Source organism: Altererythrobacter ishigakiensis (genome assembly GCF_001663155.1).
GTDB classification, from domain to species: domain Bacteria; phylum Pseudomonadota; class Alphaproteobacteria; order Sphingomonadales; family Sphingomonadaceae; genus Erythrobacter; species Erythrobacter ishigakiensis.
This window is the reverse complement of sequence record NZ_CP015963.1, coordinates 194,444-210,864: the sequence shown is the minus strand read 5'-3', so window position 1 is coordinate 210,864 and position 16,421 is coordinate 194,444. Positions and strand designations below refer to the sequence as shown.

General features: G+C 57.2%; 18 protein-coding genes. 16 read left to right on the top strand and 2 right to left on the bottom strand.

Annotated elements, in window-relative coordinates; genetic code table 11:
• The first annotated feature begins 76 nt into the window (after nucleotides 1-76).
• From guaA to A6F69_RS01055, 4 genes are all read left to right on the top strand, one after another.
• Entirely contained in the window at nucleotides 77-1,651 is a 1,575-nt protein-coding gene (guaA, locus tag A6F69_RS01070) for a glutamine-hydrolyzing GMP synthase (protein ID WP_067596559.1), read from the top strand.
• A 58-nt stretch (nucleotides 1,652-1,709) separates the two neighbouring features.
• Entirely contained in the window at nucleotides 1,710-2,321 is a 612-nt protein-coding gene (locus A6F69_RS01065; RefSeq protein WP_067596558.1) for a YceI family protein, read from the top strand.
• 74 nt (nucleotides 2,322-2,395) lie between these two features.
• Nucleotides 2,396-3,040: an endonuclease III domain-containing protein gene (locus A6F69_RS01060; RefSeq protein WP_245638259.1), complete on the top strand. Its 645-nt coding sequence runs from the start codon at nucleotides 2,396-2,398 to the stop codon at nucleotides 3,038-3,040.
• 98 nt (nucleotides 3,041-3,138) lie between these two features.
• Nucleotides 3,139-4,116, top strand: coding sequence for an NAD(P)H-dependent flavin oxidoreductase (locus A6F69_RS01055; protein ID WP_067596557.1), 978 nt, complete (start codon nucleotides 3,139-3,141; stop codon nucleotides 4,114-4,116).
• Between the two features lie 52 nt (nucleotides 4,117-4,168).
• On the opposite strand, the gene A6F69_RS01050 is transcribed toward A6F69_RS01055, so the two are convergent.
• Both A6F69_RS01050 and A6F69_RS01045 read right to left on the bottom strand, forming a co-directional pair.
• Complete coding sequence (locus tag A6F69_RS01050; protein WP_067596556.1) at nucleotides 4,169-4,624, bottom strand: hypothetical protein; 456 nt, start codon at nucleotides 4,622-4,624, stop codon at nucleotides 4,169-4,171.
• Nucleotides 4,625-4,723: 99 nt separating this feature from the next.
• Nucleotides 4,724-4,984: a zinc-finger domain-containing protein gene (locus tag A6F69_RS01045; protein WP_067596555.1), complete on the bottom strand. Its 261-nt coding sequence runs from the start codon at nucleotides 4,982-4,984 to the stop codon at nucleotides 4,724-4,726.
• A 90-nt stretch (nucleotides 4,985-5,074) separates the two neighbouring features.
• Here A6F69_RS01045 and A6F69_RS01040 point away from each other — a divergent pair, with 90 nt between their 5' ends.
• The 12 genes from A6F69_RS01040 to A6F69_RS00985 all read left to right on the top strand — a co-directional run bounded on the left by A6F69_RS01040 (nucleotide 5,075) and on the right by A6F69_RS00985 (nucleotide 16,419).
• Nucleotides 5,075-6,013: an ABC transporter ATP-binding protein gene (locus A6F69_RS01040; protein WP_067596554.1), complete on the top strand. Its 939-nt coding sequence runs from the start codon at nucleotides 5,075-5,077 to the stop codon at nucleotides 6,011-6,013.
• Complete coding sequence (nadB, locus tag A6F69_RS01035; protein WP_067596553.1) at nucleotides 6,010-7,596, top strand: L-aspartate oxidase; 1,587 nt, start codon at nucleotides 6,010-6,012, stop codon at nucleotides 7,594-7,596. Before A6F69_RS01040 ends, nadB begins: the two co-directional genes overlap by 4 nt.
• Before the next feature lie 266 nt (nucleotides 7,597-7,862).
• Nucleotides 7,863-8,351, top strand: a complete 489-nt coding sequence (locus A6F69_RS01030; protein WP_144573552.1) for an energy transducer TonB family protein — start codon at nucleotides 7,863-7,865, stop codon at nucleotides 8,349-8,351.
• A 151-nt stretch (nucleotides 8,352-8,502) separates the two neighbouring features.
• On the top strand, nucleotides 8,503-9,399 hold the full coding sequence (locus tag A6F69_RS01025) for an alpha/beta fold hydrolase (protein ID WP_067596551.1): 897 nt from the start codon (nucleotides 8,503-8,505) through the stop codon (nucleotides 9,397-9,399).
• Between the two features lie 128 nt (nucleotides 9,400-9,527).
• Nucleotides 9,528-10,430 (top strand): LysR family transcriptional regulator, encoded by a 903-nt coding sequence (locus A6F69_RS01020; RefSeq protein WP_067596550.1) that lies wholly within the window; start codon nucleotides 9,528-9,530, stop codon nucleotides 10,428-10,430.
• Nucleotides 10,431-10,772: 342 nt separating this feature from the next.
• Nucleotides 10,773-11,267: a hypothetical protein gene (locus A6F69_RS01015; protein ID WP_067596549.1), complete on the top strand. Its 495-nt coding sequence runs from the start codon at nucleotides 10,773-10,775 to the stop codon at nucleotides 11,265-11,267.
• Nucleotides 11,268-11,866: 599 nt separating this feature from the next.
• Nucleotides 11,867-13,933, top strand: a complete 2,067-nt coding sequence (locus tag A6F69_RS01010; RefSeq protein WP_067596548.1) for a ribonucleoside-diphosphate reductase subunit alpha — start codon at nucleotides 11,867-11,869, stop codon at nucleotides 13,931-13,933.
• Nucleotides 13,934-13,959: 26 nt separating this feature from the next.
• On the top strand, nucleotides 13,960-14,328 hold the full coding sequence (locus A6F69_RS01005; protein WP_067596547.1) for a hypothetical protein: 369 nt from the start codon (nucleotides 13,960-13,962) through the stop codon (nucleotides 14,326-14,328).
• Nucleotides 14,325-14,528, top strand: a complete 204-nt coding sequence (locus tag A6F69_RS01000) for a hypothetical protein (protein WP_067596546.1) — start codon at nucleotides 14,325-14,327, stop codon at nucleotides 14,526-14,528. Before A6F69_RS01005 ends, A6F69_RS01000 begins: the two co-directional genes overlap by 4 nt.
• A 29-nt stretch (nucleotides 14,529-14,557) precedes the next feature.
• The gene (locus A6F69_RS00995; RefSeq protein ID WP_067596545.1) at nucleotides 14,558-14,740 is read left to right on the top strand and encodes a hypothetical protein; all 183 of its coding nucleotides are present in this window, start codon (nucleotides 14,558-14,560) and stop codon (nucleotides 14,738-14,740) included.
• Between the two features lie 11 nt (nucleotides 14,741-14,751).
• Nucleotides 14,752-15,048: a hypothetical protein gene (locus A6F69_RS00990; protein WP_067596544.1), complete on the top strand. Its 297-nt coding sequence runs from the start codon at nucleotides 14,752-14,754 to the stop codon at nucleotides 15,046-15,048.
• A gap of 18 nt (nucleotides 15,049-15,066) precedes the next feature.
• A complete protein-coding gene (locus A6F69_RS00985; RefSeq protein ID WP_067596543.1) occupies nucleotides 15,067-16,419 on the top strand; it encodes a GntP family permease in 1,353 nt (450 codons plus the stop codon).
• Nucleotides 16,420-16,421: the final 2 nt, after the last annotated feature.

Below are 16,421 nucleotides of genomic sequence, written 5' to 3'. Positions count from 1 at the left end.
AGCGCATAGTTATCACGTCGTGAATAGCGCCAGCTCCAAGCTTGCCAGCCAGCCCGCACGTCCTTAATCGGCGGCCATGGACCCACAGCACATTCCCGATTCCATCCTTATCGTCGATTTCGGCAGCCAGGTAACGCAGCTGATTGCGCGCCGAGTGCGCGAGGCGGGTGTTTATTCCGAGATTTCCCCTTTCAGCGAAGCGGAGAAAGCGTTGCACCGGATGAAGCCCAAGGGCATTATCCTGTCCGGTTCGCCAGCCAGCGTTTGCGATGACGATAGTCCGCGCGCGCCGCAGGTGCTGTTTGACAGCGGACTACCCATTCTGGGCATCTGCTATGGCCAGCAGGTAATGAGCAAACAGCTTGGCGGAGAAGTTCGCCCCGGGCACGAGACGGGAGATGGCGGCGAGTTTGGCCGGGCTTATCTGACTGTTACGAAGTCATGCGCGTTGTTTGACGGTCTTTGGAGCGAAGGCGAACGGCACCAAGTGTGGATGAGTCACGGCGATAAAGTGACCCAATTCGCACCGGGTTTTGAAATCGTCGCCACCAGTGATGGCGCACCCTTCGCTGTGATTGCTGACGAGGATCGCCAATACTACGGCACGCAGTTCCACCCCGAGGTGGTTCACACACCTGATGGCGCAAAGCTGCTCGCGAATTTCGTCCACAAGGTCTGCGGGCTGGCAGGCGACTGGACCATGGCCGCGTATCGCGAAACCAAGGTGGCTGAAATCCGCGAGCAAGTGGGCGATGGCCGCGTTATTTGCGGTCTGTCGGGCGGGGTCGACAGCTCGGTTGCCGCGATCCTGATCCACGAGGCGATTGGCGATCAGCTCACTTGCGTGTTCGTTGACCATGGCCTGCTGCGGCTTAACGAGCGCGAACAGGTCGAGAGCCTGTTCCGCGACCACTACAATATTCCGCTTGTTGTCGTGGATGCGGAGGAGCGCTTTATGGCGGGCCTTGCCGGCGTCACCGACCCTGAGAAGAAGCGCAAGTTCATCGGCGGCGAATTCATCGCCGTGTTCGAGGAAGAGGCGTCCAAGCTGGGCGGGGCGGACTTCCTTGCGCAAGGCACGCTCTATCCCGATGTGATCGAGTCTGTTTCCTTCACCGGCGGGCCTAGCGTCACGATCAAGAGTCACCACAATGTTGGCGGCCTGCCTGAACGCATGAATATGGAACTGGTTGAGCCACTGCGCGAACTGTTCAAGGATGAAGTGCGCGCACTGGGCCGGGAGCTTGGCCTCAATGAACAATTTGTTGGCCGCCACCCGTTCCCTGGGCCGGGCCTAGCGATCCGAATTCCGGGCGAAGTGAGCAAGGAACGCTGCGACATCCTGCGCAAGGCAGATGCGATCTATCTTGAGGAAATTCGCAATGCTGGGCTCTATGACGCGATCTGGCAGGCGTTTGCGGTGCTGCTGCCTGTTAAAACCGTGGGCGTGATGGGTGATGGCCGCACTTACGACAGCGTCTGCGGCTTGCGCGCTGTAACAAGCACCGATGGCATGACCGCGGACGTTTACCCCTTCGACGCGAGCTTCCTGACCCAGTGTGCGACCCGGATCGTCAACGAAGTGCAAGGCATCAACCGCGTGGTGTATGACTACACGTCAAAGCCCCCGGGCACGATCGAATGGGAATAAGCCTGCAACTTCTAAGCGGTTTGTGCGTATCGTAGTCAGGCTTGTAGAGGACAGATCTATGACACTTTTGCACCGCATCAAATCGGCCGCTGCACTTCTGGCAGTTGCTGCCTGTTCCGGGGAGCCCGCACAGCCGACGCCGCTTACAGACAGCGCGTGGAGACTTAATGGAGACGCCTCTACCCTGTCTTATGTTTCGATCAAGGCAGGTGAAATTGCCGAGACCAACACCTTCGAAACGTTAGGTGGAAGCGTTGCGCAAGATGGCACTACCACCGTCACAATCGATCTCGCCTCGGTAAGCACCGGTGTCGACATTCGCGATGAACGCATGCGCGAAATCTTCTTCGTTGTGGCTGACAATCCCGAAGCCACAATCACGGCGACCATTGATCCTGCGCCCTTCGAAGCGCTGGGTGTTGGCGAGAGCACGCAGACCTCGCTTGAAGGCACTTTGTCGCTGAAAGGGGTAGAGGCACCAGTAGCCGCGCAAGTCACCGTGACCCGTTCTGGGGAAGACCGCATACTAGCGGTTGCGGATGCGCCGGTGATTGTAAACGCAGCCAGCTTTGAATTGATCGACGAACTTGCCCAGCTTCAGGAGCTTGCCGGGCTTCCGTCGATCACCCCTGTGGTTCCTGTGACATTCGCGCTGACTTTTGAACGGTGAACCCGGACGAGCCGTTGCAACTTAATCTGGGTTCAGACCCTCGCACCGATATTCTCCGGCGCTTGCACGCTGGCATGATCACAACGTTCGGACGGATTGTTCGCCCACCGGAAAAGCGTCGCAGCCCGGAATGGGTGCTGGTTCACGGCGTCATCGGCGCGCAGACCAAGACCGCGGTGAGCAATGCGTCCACCGATGGCCTGCTGGCTGAATTCGGAACCTGGGAAGCGGTCGCTGAGGTTCCCGTCGAAGAACTGGAAGCGAGGTTGAAGCGCCAGACTTTTCCATCCGTTGCCGCCAAACGCCTCAAGGACTGCCTTAACGCCATCGTTGCCGAGCGCGGCGCTGTGGACCTGCGCCATCTTGGCAATCTGCCCTTGGAAGACGCGCTCGTCTGGCTAGAGCAATTACCCGGCGTCGCGCGAAAGAACAGTGCGGGCGTGATGAACGCCTCCACCTTCAATCGCAAAGCCATGGTGATCGACGGGCATCACCGCCGCATCATGCAGCGCATGGGCATCGTGCCGGCCAAAGCGGACACCGCGAAGACCTATAACGAATTGATGCCGATCCTGCCCGAAGAGTGGTCAGCCGAAGATATGGACGAGCATCATCTGCTGCTGAAGAAACTCGGTCAGACTCTGTGCCGACCTCGCTCGCCCGATTGCGCGAACTGCTTTGCGCGGGCTGACTGCAAGACAGGTCAAGCTTTCAACTGACGCTACGGCATGCTCACTCACAAAAGCGACGCTTGCACGGTGCGAATTTCTCCGCAAGGTAAGCTCAAAATCAGATACTTTCAGCAGGGAGATTCGCCATGAAAACCGCCATCACAGAAATGTTCGGCATTGAGCATCCGATTATCCAAGGCGGCATGCACTATGTCGGCTTTGCTGAAATGGCGGCGGCAGTTTCCAACGCTGGCGGGCTTGGGATCATTACCGCGCTTACGCAAAAGACCCCGGCTGATCTCGCGAATGAGATCGCGCGTTGCAAGGACATGACGGACAAACCGATTGGCGTGAATGTGACGTTCTTGCCGACCGTGAATGCGCCCGATTACCCGGCAATTATCAAGGCGATCATCGAAGGCGGGGTTACTGTGGTGGAGACTGCTGGCAACAATCCTGCTCAGGTGTTGCCCTATCTGAAGGATGCGGGGATCAAGGTGATCCACAAATGCACCGCAGTGCGGCACGCCTTGAAAGCGCAAAGCATCGGCTGCGATGCAGTGTCGGTTGATGGCTTTGAATGCGGCGGTCATCCGGGCGAAGATGATATCCCGAACTTTATCCTTTTGCCGCGCGCAGCAGACGAGTTGGAAATTCCGTTCGTTTCCTCTGGCGGTATGGCAGACGGGCGCAGCCTTGTCGCCTCGCTCGCGCTGGGAGCACAGGGCATGAACATGGGCACACGCTTTATCGCCACAAAAGAAGCGCCGGTTCACGAAAACGTGAAAGCGGCAATCGTGGCTGCCAGCGAGCTCGACACGCGACTGGTCATGCGTCCGCTGCGCAATACCGAACGCGTGATGACCAATGATGCCGTGGAAGAACTGCTGCGGATCGAGAAGGAAAAGGGTGCGAATCTGAAATTCGAAGACATCATCGAACAGGTCGCTGGCGTCTATCCGCGCATCATGATGGAAGGCGATATGGATGCAGGCGCGTGGTCATGCGGCATGGTAGCTGGCCTGATCAATGACATTCCGACGTGTAAGGAATTAATCGACGGTATTATGCAGCAAGCGGAAGACATTCTTGCTCGGATGAATGGCTACGTAGCGGCAGGCTGAAGGGCCTCCACGATAACCTGCCGAAACTCTCTGGAACTTAGACGGAGCGCGATTAATTGCCTTCCGCGGCAGGGTCGCTTTCAACTCTCGTGTAAGGTATGAACTCGCTCAGGAAGATTGACCCGCTGAACGTTCTGCTACCGGGGTCAATTGTCGTGACGATGTCCTGACGACATAATTGAGAGCCGCTGAACCTCCGCACAACCATGATGTCGCGGTCGTCCAAATCTTCCGGATGAGCGGTACGATTTACGTAGATCGTCTTGCCGCGGCCATAAACAATCGCGGTATCATCAATGATACGCATGCTCTCGCTGGGTCGGGTGTAGATGCATGAACGGGCTTCACCGGCGACGCGCCCTTCAAGAATCTTTGCCAGCTTCTTCTCGCCCTTGGTTTGTTCGACCGGTGTATCTTTGGCTTGCCCTTGTGCATTGGCAAGCGCCGGCGCAGCCAACAAGCCAAGCGATGCAGCGGCGATCAATGCAGGGTGGATTAGACTGGTCATGACTTCTCTCCTAGGCGCGAGTCTCCCATTTGCGCTGCGCATTATAGCAGTTTGTCATGAACCGGCGATGAGTCAAAGCCAGGCGAGCAGCAGCTTTGCCTAGCGGCGACCGGGATCTGCACCTTCAGAGATGTCCGGCAGCTGCGAATGGTCTGCGCCATCAACCGGGCCGCCCTTCAGCACAAAGCGGCGATCACAATAGCCGCAGTCAACGTAGCCATGCTCGTCAATCTCGAGGTAGATCTTGGGGTGGCCCAAGGCTGCCGGGCGGTAATTCGCTCCGCCGCGAATGGCGCTAGCTCCGTCACAGCTTACGCGCTTGGTTTCGACGGTAACGACCTCTGGAGTTTCCATGCTCATGGGACTTGCCGATAATGCGGATGCGCCAGATTCGCAACGGGGCAGCTGCACCCTTTGCATTCAGCCGATTAAGCCCTAGTGCGCTTGGCGATGACCAACTTACCCGCAATTTCGATCAGCGACCTGAAAAAGACCTATGCCGGGGCAAAAGGCCAACCGGGCAAGGAAGCGCTAAAGGGCGTAAGCTTTGATGTACCAGAGGGGGAGATATTCGGTCTGCTCGGCCCCAACGGTGCAGGCAAGTCGACGCTGATCAATATTCTGGCAGGCCTAGTAAACAAGACCGGCGGCAGCGCCGAAATCTGGGGTTTCGATATCGACGAGCACCGCCGCAATGCCAGCGCCTCGATCGGGATTGTGCCGCAGGAGATCGTATTCGACCCGTTCTTTACGCCCTTTGAAGTGCTAGAGAACCAAGGTGGTTTTTACGGCATAACCAAGGCGCTGCGGCGTAGCGAGGAATTGCTTGAAGCGGTGCGGTTGGCTGATAAACGCGATGCCTATGCGCGCACGCTTTCTGGCGGGATGAAGCGGCGCTTGATGGTCGCAAAGGCAATGGTGCATTCGCCGCCGATCCTGGTGCTCGACGAGCCGACCGCGGGCGTTGATGTCGAGTTGCGCAAGCAGCTTTGGGATCTGGTGCGCGGCCTTAATGATGATGGCGTCACGATCGTCCTGACGACACATTATCTCGAAGAGGCTGAGGAACTGTGTGACCAGATCGCGATCATCAATCATGGCGAACTGATCGCGAAGAAGCCTACGCGGGAGCTGATCGAGATGGCGCGCGAGAAGATTGTGCGGGTTACGGTTGACCGGGATCTCGCCGGGCCGGTTGTCGAGGAAGGTTTCCACAAGGCAGAAGTGATCGAACCGCGCATTCTTGAGATTACATATGACCGCGATCAGGCGAGCGCAGGTCAGGTCCTCGCCAAGGTGCAAGAGCATGGCTACACAATCGAAGATGTAACGACCCGAGAGCCAGACCTTGAAGATGTGTTCGTGCAGTTGACGAGTTCTGACATATGAGTGCGGTCAAGCACGATGTCCTGATCATTGGTTCCGGCGCCGCTGGTCTGACTGCCGCATTGGCCCTGGCTGAAACGAAGAAAGTGCTGGTGCTGGCCAAGGGCTCGCTCACCGGCGGAAGCACGGCCTGGGCGCAGGGCGGGATCGCGGCCGTACTCGACGCAGGCGATACTTTCGAGAATCATATACGCGATACCATGGTGGCGGGCGCTGGGCTCAACCGCCGCGAGACCGTTGAATTCGTGATCGAGAACGCGCCAAAGTCGATCGAGCGTTTGGTTGAACTCGGCGTGCCGTTCAACACGGAAGAAGGCGATCTGCACCTGACGCGCGAGGGGGGACACAGTCATCGCCGCATTGTTCATGTGAACGATGCGACCGGATGGGCTGTGCAATCGGCATTGCTCAAGGCAGCGGAAGACAACCCCAATATCACCATGTTGCCGGGGCGCAGCTGCATCGACCTAATTACCGGGCGCCATGGCGAGAAATTCTCTGGCGGCGGGCGCGTGTGGGGTGCTTACGCGCTAAATGAAGATACCGGCGAAGTTGAAAAGCAAGTTGCGCGCGCGACTGTGTTGGCAGCGGGCGGCGCCGGTCGATGCTACCTCTTCAGCACGGCGCCGCGTGGCGCCACCGGCGATGGGATCGCAATGGCATGGCGCGCGGGGTGTCGCGTTTCCAATATGGAGATGATGCAGTTCCACCCCACATGCCTCTATAATTTGGAGGTCAAGAACTTCCTCATTACAGAAGCGGTGCGCGGTGAGGGCGGGCATCTGCTGCACCCGGAAACCGGGCATCGCTTCATGGCAGATTACGACGCGGAGCGGATGGAACTGGCCCCGCGCGATGTGGTCGCCCGCGCGATCGACGACCAGATCAAACGCTATGGTCTGGACTACGTACATCTGGACATCAGCCACCAGCCGCCTGAGTTCGTGAAGGAACATTTTCCGACAATCTATGACAAGTTGATGGGCCTCGGCATCGATATGACGAAAGAGCCGATCCCGGTTGTACCGGCACAGCACTATACCTGCGGCGGAGTATTGATCGGGCTTGATGCACGCACCGATTTGCCGGGTCTTTGGGCGGCGGGCGAGTGCACGGAGAGCGGGCTTCACGGCGCAAACCGTCTTGCATCGAACTCTTTGCTGGAGTGCTTTGTCTTTGGCGAAGCAGCAGCGAAGGATATTCTCGAAAACTGGGACGCTCTCGAAGAACCGCCCGCAATCAAGGATTGGGATGCGACCCGCGTTTCGGACTCCGACGAGCAAGTGGTCATCAAACAGAACTGGACCGAGATCCGCCGCTTCATGTGGAACTATGTCGGGATCGTGCGCACCACGAAACGGCTTGAGCGCGCGGCGAACCGGATCAAATTGCTGCAGGACGAAGTCGAAGATTATTACGGCAGCTTTGTTGTCACGACTGACCTTATTGAGCTGCGCAATCTCTTGAAAGCGGCTGAGCTGATCGTCGCAAGCGCATTGAGGCGGCAGGAAAGCCGCGGCTTGCACTATACGCTGGATTACCCTGAACTGCTGGATGAGGCGCGCGATACGGTTCTGGTGCCTTAGCCAGACCACTGATCGAACGCATTATGCCGTTCATCGGCAAATCCTGCCATCAATCCGAAATGTGCGGCCGCTCGCCGAGTTCGGATTGAGAATTCGTGCGGCCCTGCCATCTTCATAAGCAGGAAGCGAGGCTCGCAAACCCCGCAAACCCCCTAGCGGCCTTGCTTCCTGATCGACCAATTCAACCGCGGCACGAGTGTTGGGACTGTGCTCGCTGACGTTGGTCAAAGTGGCCGATCATCCACACAAACAAAGAGGATGATCCAATGAAAACTTTTATGAATACTACAATCGCAGTTGCGTTGAGTTTCGCAGCAGCTTCTCCTGCTTTCGCTGGAGAGCAGGAAATCGTCGTCCAGTCGCAGGCTGCAATGCAGGAATGGCAGCAGGACGTTGGCAATGCGCTTGACCGCCGTCTTGTCAACGCTGCGCGCCAGACTCGGACTGCCACCGTTAGTGGAATTGTCCAGCTTCGCTTCACGCTCGATGGTGCCGGCATGCCGCACAACATTGAAGTGGTGAATTCTTCGGGTGACGGACGTACAGACTTTGTTGCAAAGCGCGCTGTCCGTGGCCTCACGCAGCTGGCCGACGCGCCGGTTGCCGACGCGGAATCTCAGACTTTCCAGGCGAATATCATTTTCGCTGACAATGCCGACACACACAAGAAACTGGCGAAAGCGCTGACTGCTTCAGAGCAAGCCCGTTTCGCGCGCGCTGACAGCGAAAGCAGTGTCATCAGCTTCGGACTGTAAAACACATCCGATAACGACGGGCCCGCAGGGTACCTTGATGCGAGCGGCAGGCCCGGTGGGCCTGCCGTTTTGCATTGCGGCTTGCACCTTTGCAGGTCGTGCGACACAACAGTGACATAAGGACAAGCATACAAACCTGGGGAAGCGATAGATGCCTAAAGTCACAGCCAATGGTCTCGAGATTGAATATGATACACACGGCGATCCGGCTAACCCGCCGATGTTGTTGGTAATGGGGCTGGGCGCGCAGATGACACTGTGGCCGATCGAGTTCGTTCAGGCGCTGGCGGATCGCGGATTTCACGTGATCCGATATGACAATCGAGACATCGGATTGAGCCAGAAGTTCGAAGGGGCAAAGGCACCTGGAGTAATGTGGCATGTGATCCGCAAGCGTTTCGGTTTCCCGCCCCGCGTTCCTTACACACTGTCGGACATGGCAGCTGATGGAATGGGCGTGCTGGATGCGTTGGGCATTGATCGGGCCCATGTGGTTGGCGCATCAATGGGTGGCATGATCGCGCAGTTGATGGCGGTTGAGCATGGCCATCGATTGCTAAGCCTGACGTCTGTTTTCTCGACCACCGGGAACGCGAAACTGCCTCAAGCGGATAAGGCTGCGATTGAACCGCTTACCAATCCGCCTGCATCTCTCGATGAAGAGGTGCTGATTGAGCACGGCATCAAGATTTCGAACGCGATCGGTAGTCCGGGCTTCCGACCAGACGCTGAGCGTCAGCGCGAACGTGTTCGCGAGTCAGTGCGCCGTTCGGTCTATCCGGCCGGCTTGCACCGTCAGGTGGCGGCAATCATTGATGATGGCGATCGGACAGAGCGACTTAAATCGATCACTGCGCCTACTTTGGTGCTGCACGGTGAGGCCGATCCGTTGGTCAAAGTGGAGGGCGGTCATGCAACGGCTGCCGCGATCCCAGGGGCCAAGATCAAGACCTATCCTGGCTGGGGTCACGATCTGCCAGAAGAACTGGTTCATCCGCTGGCTGATGACATAGCCGAGCACGCCAAGAGCGTGATGGCGGAGGTCTGAAACCTTACCAAATGCTTTCCAGATTGCCGCCCAGATCCGTTAGGGTTTGAGTAGGTTATTTTGTATGTCGGCCCAATCCGCATGATTCAACTGGCTTTTATCCGAAATGTGGATAAATAGAGCGTGATATGGACGTTATCGCTGCCTATCGTATTTTTGTCCGGCTAGCAGAGCGGGGCAGCTTCAGTGCGGTTGCGCGCGAGCTTCAGCAGAGCCAGCCAACAGTCAGTCGGCGGCTGGCAGAGCTTGAAGATTATCTTGGTTCGAAGCTTATCAACCGCACGACGCGTTCACTCTCCTTGACCGATGAGGGGCAGGAGTTTCTGGTCAAAGCGCGCGAGGTCTTGCGTTTGATCGAGGATGCAGAACAATCGGTTGGCGCGCGGGCCGAAGCGCTTAGCGGGCGCTTGCGGATCTTCGCGCCAGTATCGCTGGGCCGGGTCGTGCTGGCACCACTTCTGTGCCGGTTTCTGGAACAACATCCTGACATTGAAGCCGATCTGCTTTTGTCAGACCAGCCTGTCGATCTGGTCGAAACTGGTATCGACGTGGCGCTATCGGTCGGCTTTCCGCGCCGCCGGAGCGATCGTGCGCGCAAGTTAGGCGATGTACCGCTCGTTTTGTGTGGCTCGCCCGATTTCATTCGCAGGCACGGTACGCCGCGACGGATTGACCAGATATCGGATCTCCCGGCCGTGGTCTTTATCGGTCCCGACATGGTGCATGACAGCTGGCGGCTGGAACGGGGCGCTGAAATTCGCGAGATTGTGCCTGATGCTCGGCTACGCAGTGATAGCTCGGAGGCGATGCTTGCAGCCCTGATCGAAGGAGCGGGTGTCGGACTGGTGCCGCTTTGGTTGGTGCAGGATGCGATTTCGCGGGGACAATTATGGCGTTTACTGCCCCGTTGGACAGGGGGCGTGCTGCCAATCCATCTGGCCTATCCGGAGAGCCGAACTCCGAACGCGCGGGCGCGCGCCTTTATTGATACGCTGACACAGTCATTGAAGGGCGATAAGCTGTTTGTATGAGTGCACCGGGCGTGGCCATCCGTCGTGAATAGCGTTCACGAGTCGATTTCATCTAGCTGTTTGAAAATTACCTTTGGTTCAAATCCTGGTGTGCGGCCGCCAAATAAAATTACTGCAACAAGCAAGGAGCGACACGCCATTGTAAGAATGCGACAAGATTCTAACACGCATTTGACAATATCGTTCATCGGCGTATTCTACCGCCTATCGACGGATGCGCCCGCAGGCGTTCGCTGACCCGATCGACCAATGACCGTCATCGCTTTAAATTAAGAAAGAGGTCGCGCTCTGAGTGCGATACCCTCTGCGGCCGATCATCTAATCTAATGAGAGGATGATCCCATGAAAAATTCAATTAGAAAAGCGATCTCAGCCTTTTTTGTCGGCAGCTTGATGGTAGTGCCCGCCTTATCGCAGGACATTATCGTTGAACCGAAAAGGACAACTGTTAATACATTCATTGAGAATGTCTCGAATGATCTTGATGATCAACTTCGCAACGTCCGGATGAATTCGATGTCGCTATATGGAGGCGTCGCTCAAGTTCGCTTTCACGTCGACGAAGATGGCAACCCGACTGACGTCTGGTTCTACAAAAAGGCGCGGGATCGCCAAGTAAACCGCATCGCCGTAAACGCCATCAACCGGCTTGAAGGCATTGATCTAGCATCGATAGGCTACCCCGAAGACACCGTTATCCAGGCCAATGTCGTGATCGCAACAACCCGAGGGCAGGGAGACCGGTTGCTCAAGAAACTGGACCGCGATGAGCAAGCTCGCCTTGCGGCAGCTCAGCCGAATGACCGGGTTGTTCTCGCTCTGATGGTTCAGCGCTGAGCCAAAGCAAGCGTTCCGCGCTTCGGCGTGGTTGGCTCTGGCATTGTCCGGCTCGATCTGCGGGAGAGCCGGGCATTGCCCGGGCCGTTTCTGTCACGAAAGCAGGATTCAAAAATTGCGCACTGTGATTCGAAAGATTCACAAGCCTCTTTCACCCGTTTTGCCCGCAAAAATTTTTTCGCAGATTCATTTTTGGGGTTGCGTTGCTCAAGACCCTAGGATTTCCCACGCGTCGCTGCGTTGCAGCATGATAATACACCTCCTCATTTGAACCCGATCCCGCATTAAATTGGCATTTACCCTCTTGCGCGATTCGAGCGTCTGATTCAGTATCTAGTGGTTCCGAACGCGGGGGCACCTACAAGACCTAGTTATTCGTTCCGGAGTGCTTATCTCCGATGGCGGGGAGAGATTCGGGTCTTTCGGGTCGTGCAATCGAACAGGAACTGTGGGGAAAAAGGGGAAAACTAATTCCCAATAACCCCCACGAAACTGGTAGGTGGGAGGCTTCCCGCCGAATCGAACACATGCGGAACATCGCTTATCCAAGAGCGAGCACCGCATGAGGGTAAAACACGGGGCGAATAGGCGGGGCAAATATGGATTTTCGGACTGGCGACGAGGCTGCAATGGGACTGGATCAGGACGCGGACAATACCGTGGAAACAGAGACCAAGGCAAAGAAGAAAGCCTCGATCTCAGGCAAGACAGATAAGGCCAAGAAGGCAGTGGCAATGGAAAGTGAAGACAAGGGTTCAGATGCGCTGGTTGCAGAGAAGGCCGGCGAAGCACTCGCCGGCGCGATGGCGGCGGCGGCAAGTTCTGCATCTGATGGTGACAGCAAGAAGGTCAATGATCGCCGCTTCAATGTGGTGACCGATGATGCGCGCGATGCGAATCTGACAGAGTTCGGCAAGGAAACCCTGACTGATCGTTATTTGCTGCCCGGCGAAAGCTATCAGGATCTATTTGCCCGCGTAGCTGACGCCTATGCTGATGATCAGGAGCATGCCCAGCGCCTTTATGATTACATCTCTAATCTGTGGTTCATGCCGGCAACGCCGGTGCTGTCCAATGGCGGCACGACGCGGGGTTTGCCGATCAGCTGTTACCTCAACTCAGTAAACGACAGTCTGGACGGCATCGTCGGCACGTGGAACGAGAACGTCTGGCTGGCCTCGAAGGGCGGCGGCATTGGCACCTATTGGGGGCAGGTGCGCGGTATTGGTGAGCCGGTTGGCCTTAATGGCAAGACCAGCGGTATCATCCCGTTTGTCCGCGTGATGGACTCGCTTACGCTGGCGATTTCGCAAGGCTCGCTGCGCCGCGGTTCGGCCGCGTGCTATCTCGACGTCTCGCACCCGGAAATCGAAGAGTTCCTCGAGATCCGTAAGCCTTCGGGTGACTTCAACCGCAAGGCGCTGAACCTGCACCACGGTGTGCTGCTGACCGATGAATTCATGGAAGCGGTGCGCGATGGCGCCGAGTTCGAACTGAAGTCACCGCGCGACGGCAGCGTGCGTGGCAAGGTGGATGCGCGAAGCCTGTTCCAGAAACTGGTCGAAACTCGCCTGGCAACGGGCGAGCCCTACATCGTGTTCTCAGACACAGTGAACCGCATGATGCCCAAGCATCACCGAGAGCTGGGGCTGAAGGTGTCTACGTCAAACCTGTGCTCGGAAATTACGCTGCCAACCGGCATCGACCACCTGGGCAATGACCGCACGGCTGTTTGCTGCCTCTCTTCGCTCAACCTTGAGAAGTGGGACGAGTGGTCAACCGAGAAGAACTTCATCGAAGACGTCATGCGTTTCCTCGATAATGTTCTGCAGGATTACATTGACCGCGCGCCGGACGAGATGGCCCGTGCGAAATACTCTGCCGAGCGTGAGCGTTCGGTTGGCCTTGGTGTCATGGGCTTCCACTCCTTCCTGCAGTCGAAGCAGATCGGCTTTGAAAGCCCGATGGCGAAGGTTTGGAACCTGAAGATGTTCAAGCATATTCAGGGCAAGGCTTCGGAAGCGAGCATGCTGCTGGCGCAGGAACGCGGCGCATGCCCGGACGCTGAAGAAATGGGCGCGATGGAACGATTCAGCTGCAAGATGGCGATCGCGCCAACCGCGTCGATCTCGATTATCTGCGGCGGTACCAGCGCATGTATCGAGCCGATCCCGGCGAACATTTACACGCACAAGACGCTGTCAGGCAGCTTCATCGTGAAGAACCCGTATCTTGAGAAGGTGCTGCGCGAGAAGAGCAAGGATTCGGTCGCGGTATGGAACTCGATCTTGGAAAAGGGTGGTTCGGTCCAGCATCTCGATTTCCTAAGCGATGAAGAGAAAGCGACCTTCAAGACCAGCTTCGAGATCGATCAACGCTGGCTGCTCGAATTCGCAGCGGACCGCGCACCCTATGTTGATCAGGCGCAGTCGCTGAACCTGTTTATCCCGGCTGACGTCGACAAGTGGGACCTGATGATGCTGCACTTCCAGGCATGGGAGAAAGGCATCAAGTCGCTCTATTACCTGCGTTCGAAGTCAGTCCAGCGCGCAGGCTTTGCCGGCGGCGTGGAAGCGGATAACACCGCCGATCCGTCGAAGATCGAGCTCAAGGCCGAACTGGGCGAGCAGCAGACCGATTACGAGGAATGCCTGGCCTGTCAGTGATCTCGGCCCGTCAGTGAGGTGATGATATGATCCGATTGCTTGCAGGATTTGTCGCATTCGGAGTCACCAATCTCGTCCTTGTGATGACGCTTTATCGCCCGGTCTCTCAGATAGAGGGATCGGGCGAAGCATTTCTGCATCCCATCTTCGGCTTCACGGTTTATATCGGGCTGATGGTTTGGCTGTTCGACTGGACCGCACGCAAGATCGGCAATGGCTGGCATGCAGCCGCTGCTTTGGGCGGTGCGCAATTCCTGCTCGTCAATGTCGACACACCACTGCGTGGCGACAGGGCCTTCGAAACTGCAGCAATGAGCACCATTGTGATGATTGTAACGTGGGCTGCGTTGGCGTTTGTATGGCAATCGATGCATAATCGGGAGCCCGAGCCATGACCCTTGGCATTTTCCTCCCCCTCGTCCTCGCGGCGGTCGCGATCATCGATCTCGTCGCATTCCGCATGATGTTGGCGCGTGGTAAGATCAGCGAGCGCCTATTCAATCTGCTCAGCCTTGCATCAGTCTCGCTTCCTCTGCTTGCCTATATTATTCTGACCGTTATCGTGCCGAGTGCAGGCGCGGTTCAGATGTTCTGATTACCCGCCGGCGTTAGGGGGAGAAGCTTTTGGACCCGTTCTGGATCGGCGTTGTCGGCACACTCATCGCATTGGCGATTATCGGAAAGGCGATGCTCACTATGCGTGGGCAGCAAAAGGGCCGCGGTCTGATGCTGATGTACACGATCATGGCAGCCATGTTTATTGGCGTCATCTGGTTCATAATTCTCAAGCTCATGCCCGCCGCTTAGGAGCAATCGACATGACCAAGACGACCCGAATTCTTGCAGCCAGTGTCATCATTCTTCTGGTTTCGGCCTGTGCCAGCCAGATCGATGCGGGCGTGGCAGAAGATGCCGGCACGCCGGGTTTCCTGTGGGGGCTGTGGCACGGCTTTGTCTTCCCTTTCGCGTGGGTCGGATCGCTGTTCGATCCCGACATCGCGGTCTACGCCGTGCCCAATAATGGCGGCTGGTACGACTTTGGCTTCTTTCTGGGAATCACCGTGTTGGGCGGTGGGAGCTGGTTCAGCTCGAAAAAGAAACGACGCAAGGACTAGCGCGGGGCGGGTGCAGCGATGATCGGCTTACTGGGATTGGTTGCAGGGCTTGGCCTGCTCATTTGGCTGGCACTGCGCGATGTTAACATCATCTTCGCATCGGTCATTTGCGCGCTGGTGGTGATCGTGACCAATGCCCTGCCCCTGGCAGATAGTCTGATGGGCGCATACCTCTCTGGCGATCTGGGTGCGTTCACCTTCGCAGGGCGTTTCTTCCTGTTGTTTGCAGCAGGCGCCATGTTCGGCAAGATCATGGGCGAGAGCCATGCGGCAACTTCGGTCGCGATGGCGATGGTCCGCGCGATGGGGAAAGAGCGCATATTGTGGATCACTGTGCTTGCCTGTGCGCTGCTGACTTATGGCGGCGTGGTCGTATTCGTAGTGATTTTCGCGATGTATCCGCTGGGTCTGCGTTTGCTTAAAGAAGCGGACATTCCCAAGCGGCTGTTCTGCGGTGCGGCAGCTTTGGGCGCAGGTACGTTTACTCTTACCGCGCTGCCCGGTACACCCTCGATCCACAATGTCATTCCGACGCTGAAGTTGGGAACAGACCTGTTTGCGGCCCCCTTGCTTGGGCTGTTCGGTGGCGCACTGATGTTCGCACTGGGCATGGTGTACCTTGAACGGGAACGGGTAAAGGCGTGCGCCAATGGTGAAGGGTTCGCCCCGGGCCCGCGCGATGTCATTCCGGATCTCAACGAGATTGCGCGTGACGTTCCGCCATGGCCGCTTGCGGTGCTGCCGCTGGCTCTGGTGATTGCCACCATACTGGCTCCGCGTCTGCTGGGCGGAGCAGATAGTGAGAATGCCATAATCGCTTTTGCCAATGCGCAGCCGGTTATCTGGCCCAGTTTCGCATTGCTCATCGCCAGCCTCGTGGCACTCGCGATTTTCCCGGCGGTCCGGCGCAAACCGCTGCAGATTCTGGGCGAAGGCACACAGGATGCGATTATGCCGTTGATGGCAACCAGCGCGGTTATCGGATTTGGCGGCGTGGTGGCGCAAACTGGCGGCTTTACGCTTTTTACTGAAACAGTACTCGGGCTGGACTTGCCGCCTATGATGTCGATGTTCGCGGCTGCCAGCACTGTGTCAGGGATCACCGGCTCATCTTCCGGCGGGTTACAGATATTCATGGCTACGTTGGCAGATGACTATCTGGCTTTGGGGATCGCACCTGAAGAGCTGCACCGGTTGGTTGCCATGGCATCCGGAGGGCTCGATTCACTCCCGCATTGCGGCGCGGTGATCGCGATGCTCACTATCACCCAGCTGACTCACAAGCAGGCTTACAAAGACGTTGGCGTGGTGACAGTGGTGGTGCCGATCGTGGCCACTCTCGCAACCATTGTATTGGCCATGGCCGTCTGAGT

What these genes read in the sequence shown, in the direction of transcription:
- A6F69_RS01015 (WP_067596549.1), top strand. Translation starts at nt 10,773, where the DNA reads ATGAAAAATTCAATTAGAAAAGCGATCTCAGCCTTTTTTGTCGGCAGC.
- A6F69_RS01045 (WP_067596555.1), bottom strand. Translation starts at nt 4,984, where the DNA reads ATGAGCATGGAAACTCCAGAGGTCGTTACCGTCGAAACCAAGCGCGTA.
- guaA (WP_067596559.1), top strand. Translation starts at nt 77, where the DNA reads ATGGACCCACAGCACATTCCCGATTCCATCCTTATCGTCGATTTCGGC.
- A6F69_RS00985 (WP_067596543.1), top strand. Translation starts at nt 15,067, where the DNA reads ATGATCGGCTTACTGGGATTGGTTGCAGGGCTTGGCCTGCTCATTTGG.
- A6F69_RS01030 (WP_144573552.1), top strand. Translation starts at nt 7,863, where the DNA reads ATGAAAACTTTTATGAATACTACAATCGCAGTTGCGTTGAGTTTCGCA.
- A6F69_RS01040 (WP_067596554.1), top strand. Translation starts at nt 5,075, where the DNA reads ATGACCAACTTACCCGCAATTTCGATCAGCGACCTGAAAAAGACCTAT.
- A6F69_RS01065 (WP_067596558.1), top strand. Translation starts at nt 1,710, where the DNA reads ATGACACTTTTGCACCGCATCAAATCGGCCGCTGCACTTCTGGCAGTT.
- A6F69_RS01060 (WP_245638259.1), top strand. Translation starts at nt 2,396, where the DNA reads ATGATCACAACGTTCGGACGGATTGTTCGCCCACCGGAAAAGCGTCGC.
- A6F69_RS01050 (WP_067596556.1), bottom strand. Translation starts at nt 4,624, where the DNA reads ATGACCAGTCTAATCCACCCTGCATTGATCGCCGCTGCATCGCTTGGC.
- A6F69_RS01005 (WP_067596547.1), top strand. Translation starts at nt 13,960, where the DNA reads ATGATCCGATTGCTTGCAGGATTTGTCGCATTCGGAGTCACCAATCTC.
- A6F69_RS00990 (WP_067596544.1), top strand. Translation starts at nt 14,752, where the DNA reads ATGACCAAGACGACCCGAATTCTTGCAGCCAGTGTCATCATTCTTCTG.
- nadB (WP_067596553.1), top strand. Translation starts at nt 6,010, where the DNA reads ATGAGTGCGGTCAAGCACGATGTCCTGATCATTGGTTCCGGCGCCGCT.
- A6F69_RS01020 (WP_067596550.1), top strand. Translation starts at nt 9,528, where the DNA reads ATGGACGTTATCGCTGCCTATCGTATTTTTGTCCGGCTAGCAGAGCGG.
- A6F69_RS01055 (WP_067596557.1), top strand. Translation starts at nt 3,139, where the DNA reads ATGAAAACCGCCATCACAGAAATGTTCGGCATTGAGCATCCGATTATC.
- A6F69_RS01025 (WP_067596551.1), top strand. Translation starts at nt 8,503, where the DNA reads ATGCCTAAAGTCACAGCCAATGGTCTCGAGATTGAATATGATACACAC.
- A6F69_RS01000 (WP_067596546.1), top strand. Translation starts at nt 14,325, where the DNA reads ATGACCCTTGGCATTTTCCTCCCCCTCGTCCTCGCGGCGGTCGCGATC.
- A6F69_RS01010 (WP_067596548.1), top strand. Translation starts at nt 11,867, where the DNA reads ATGGATTTTCGGACTGGCGACGAGGCTGCAATGGGACTGGATCAGGAC.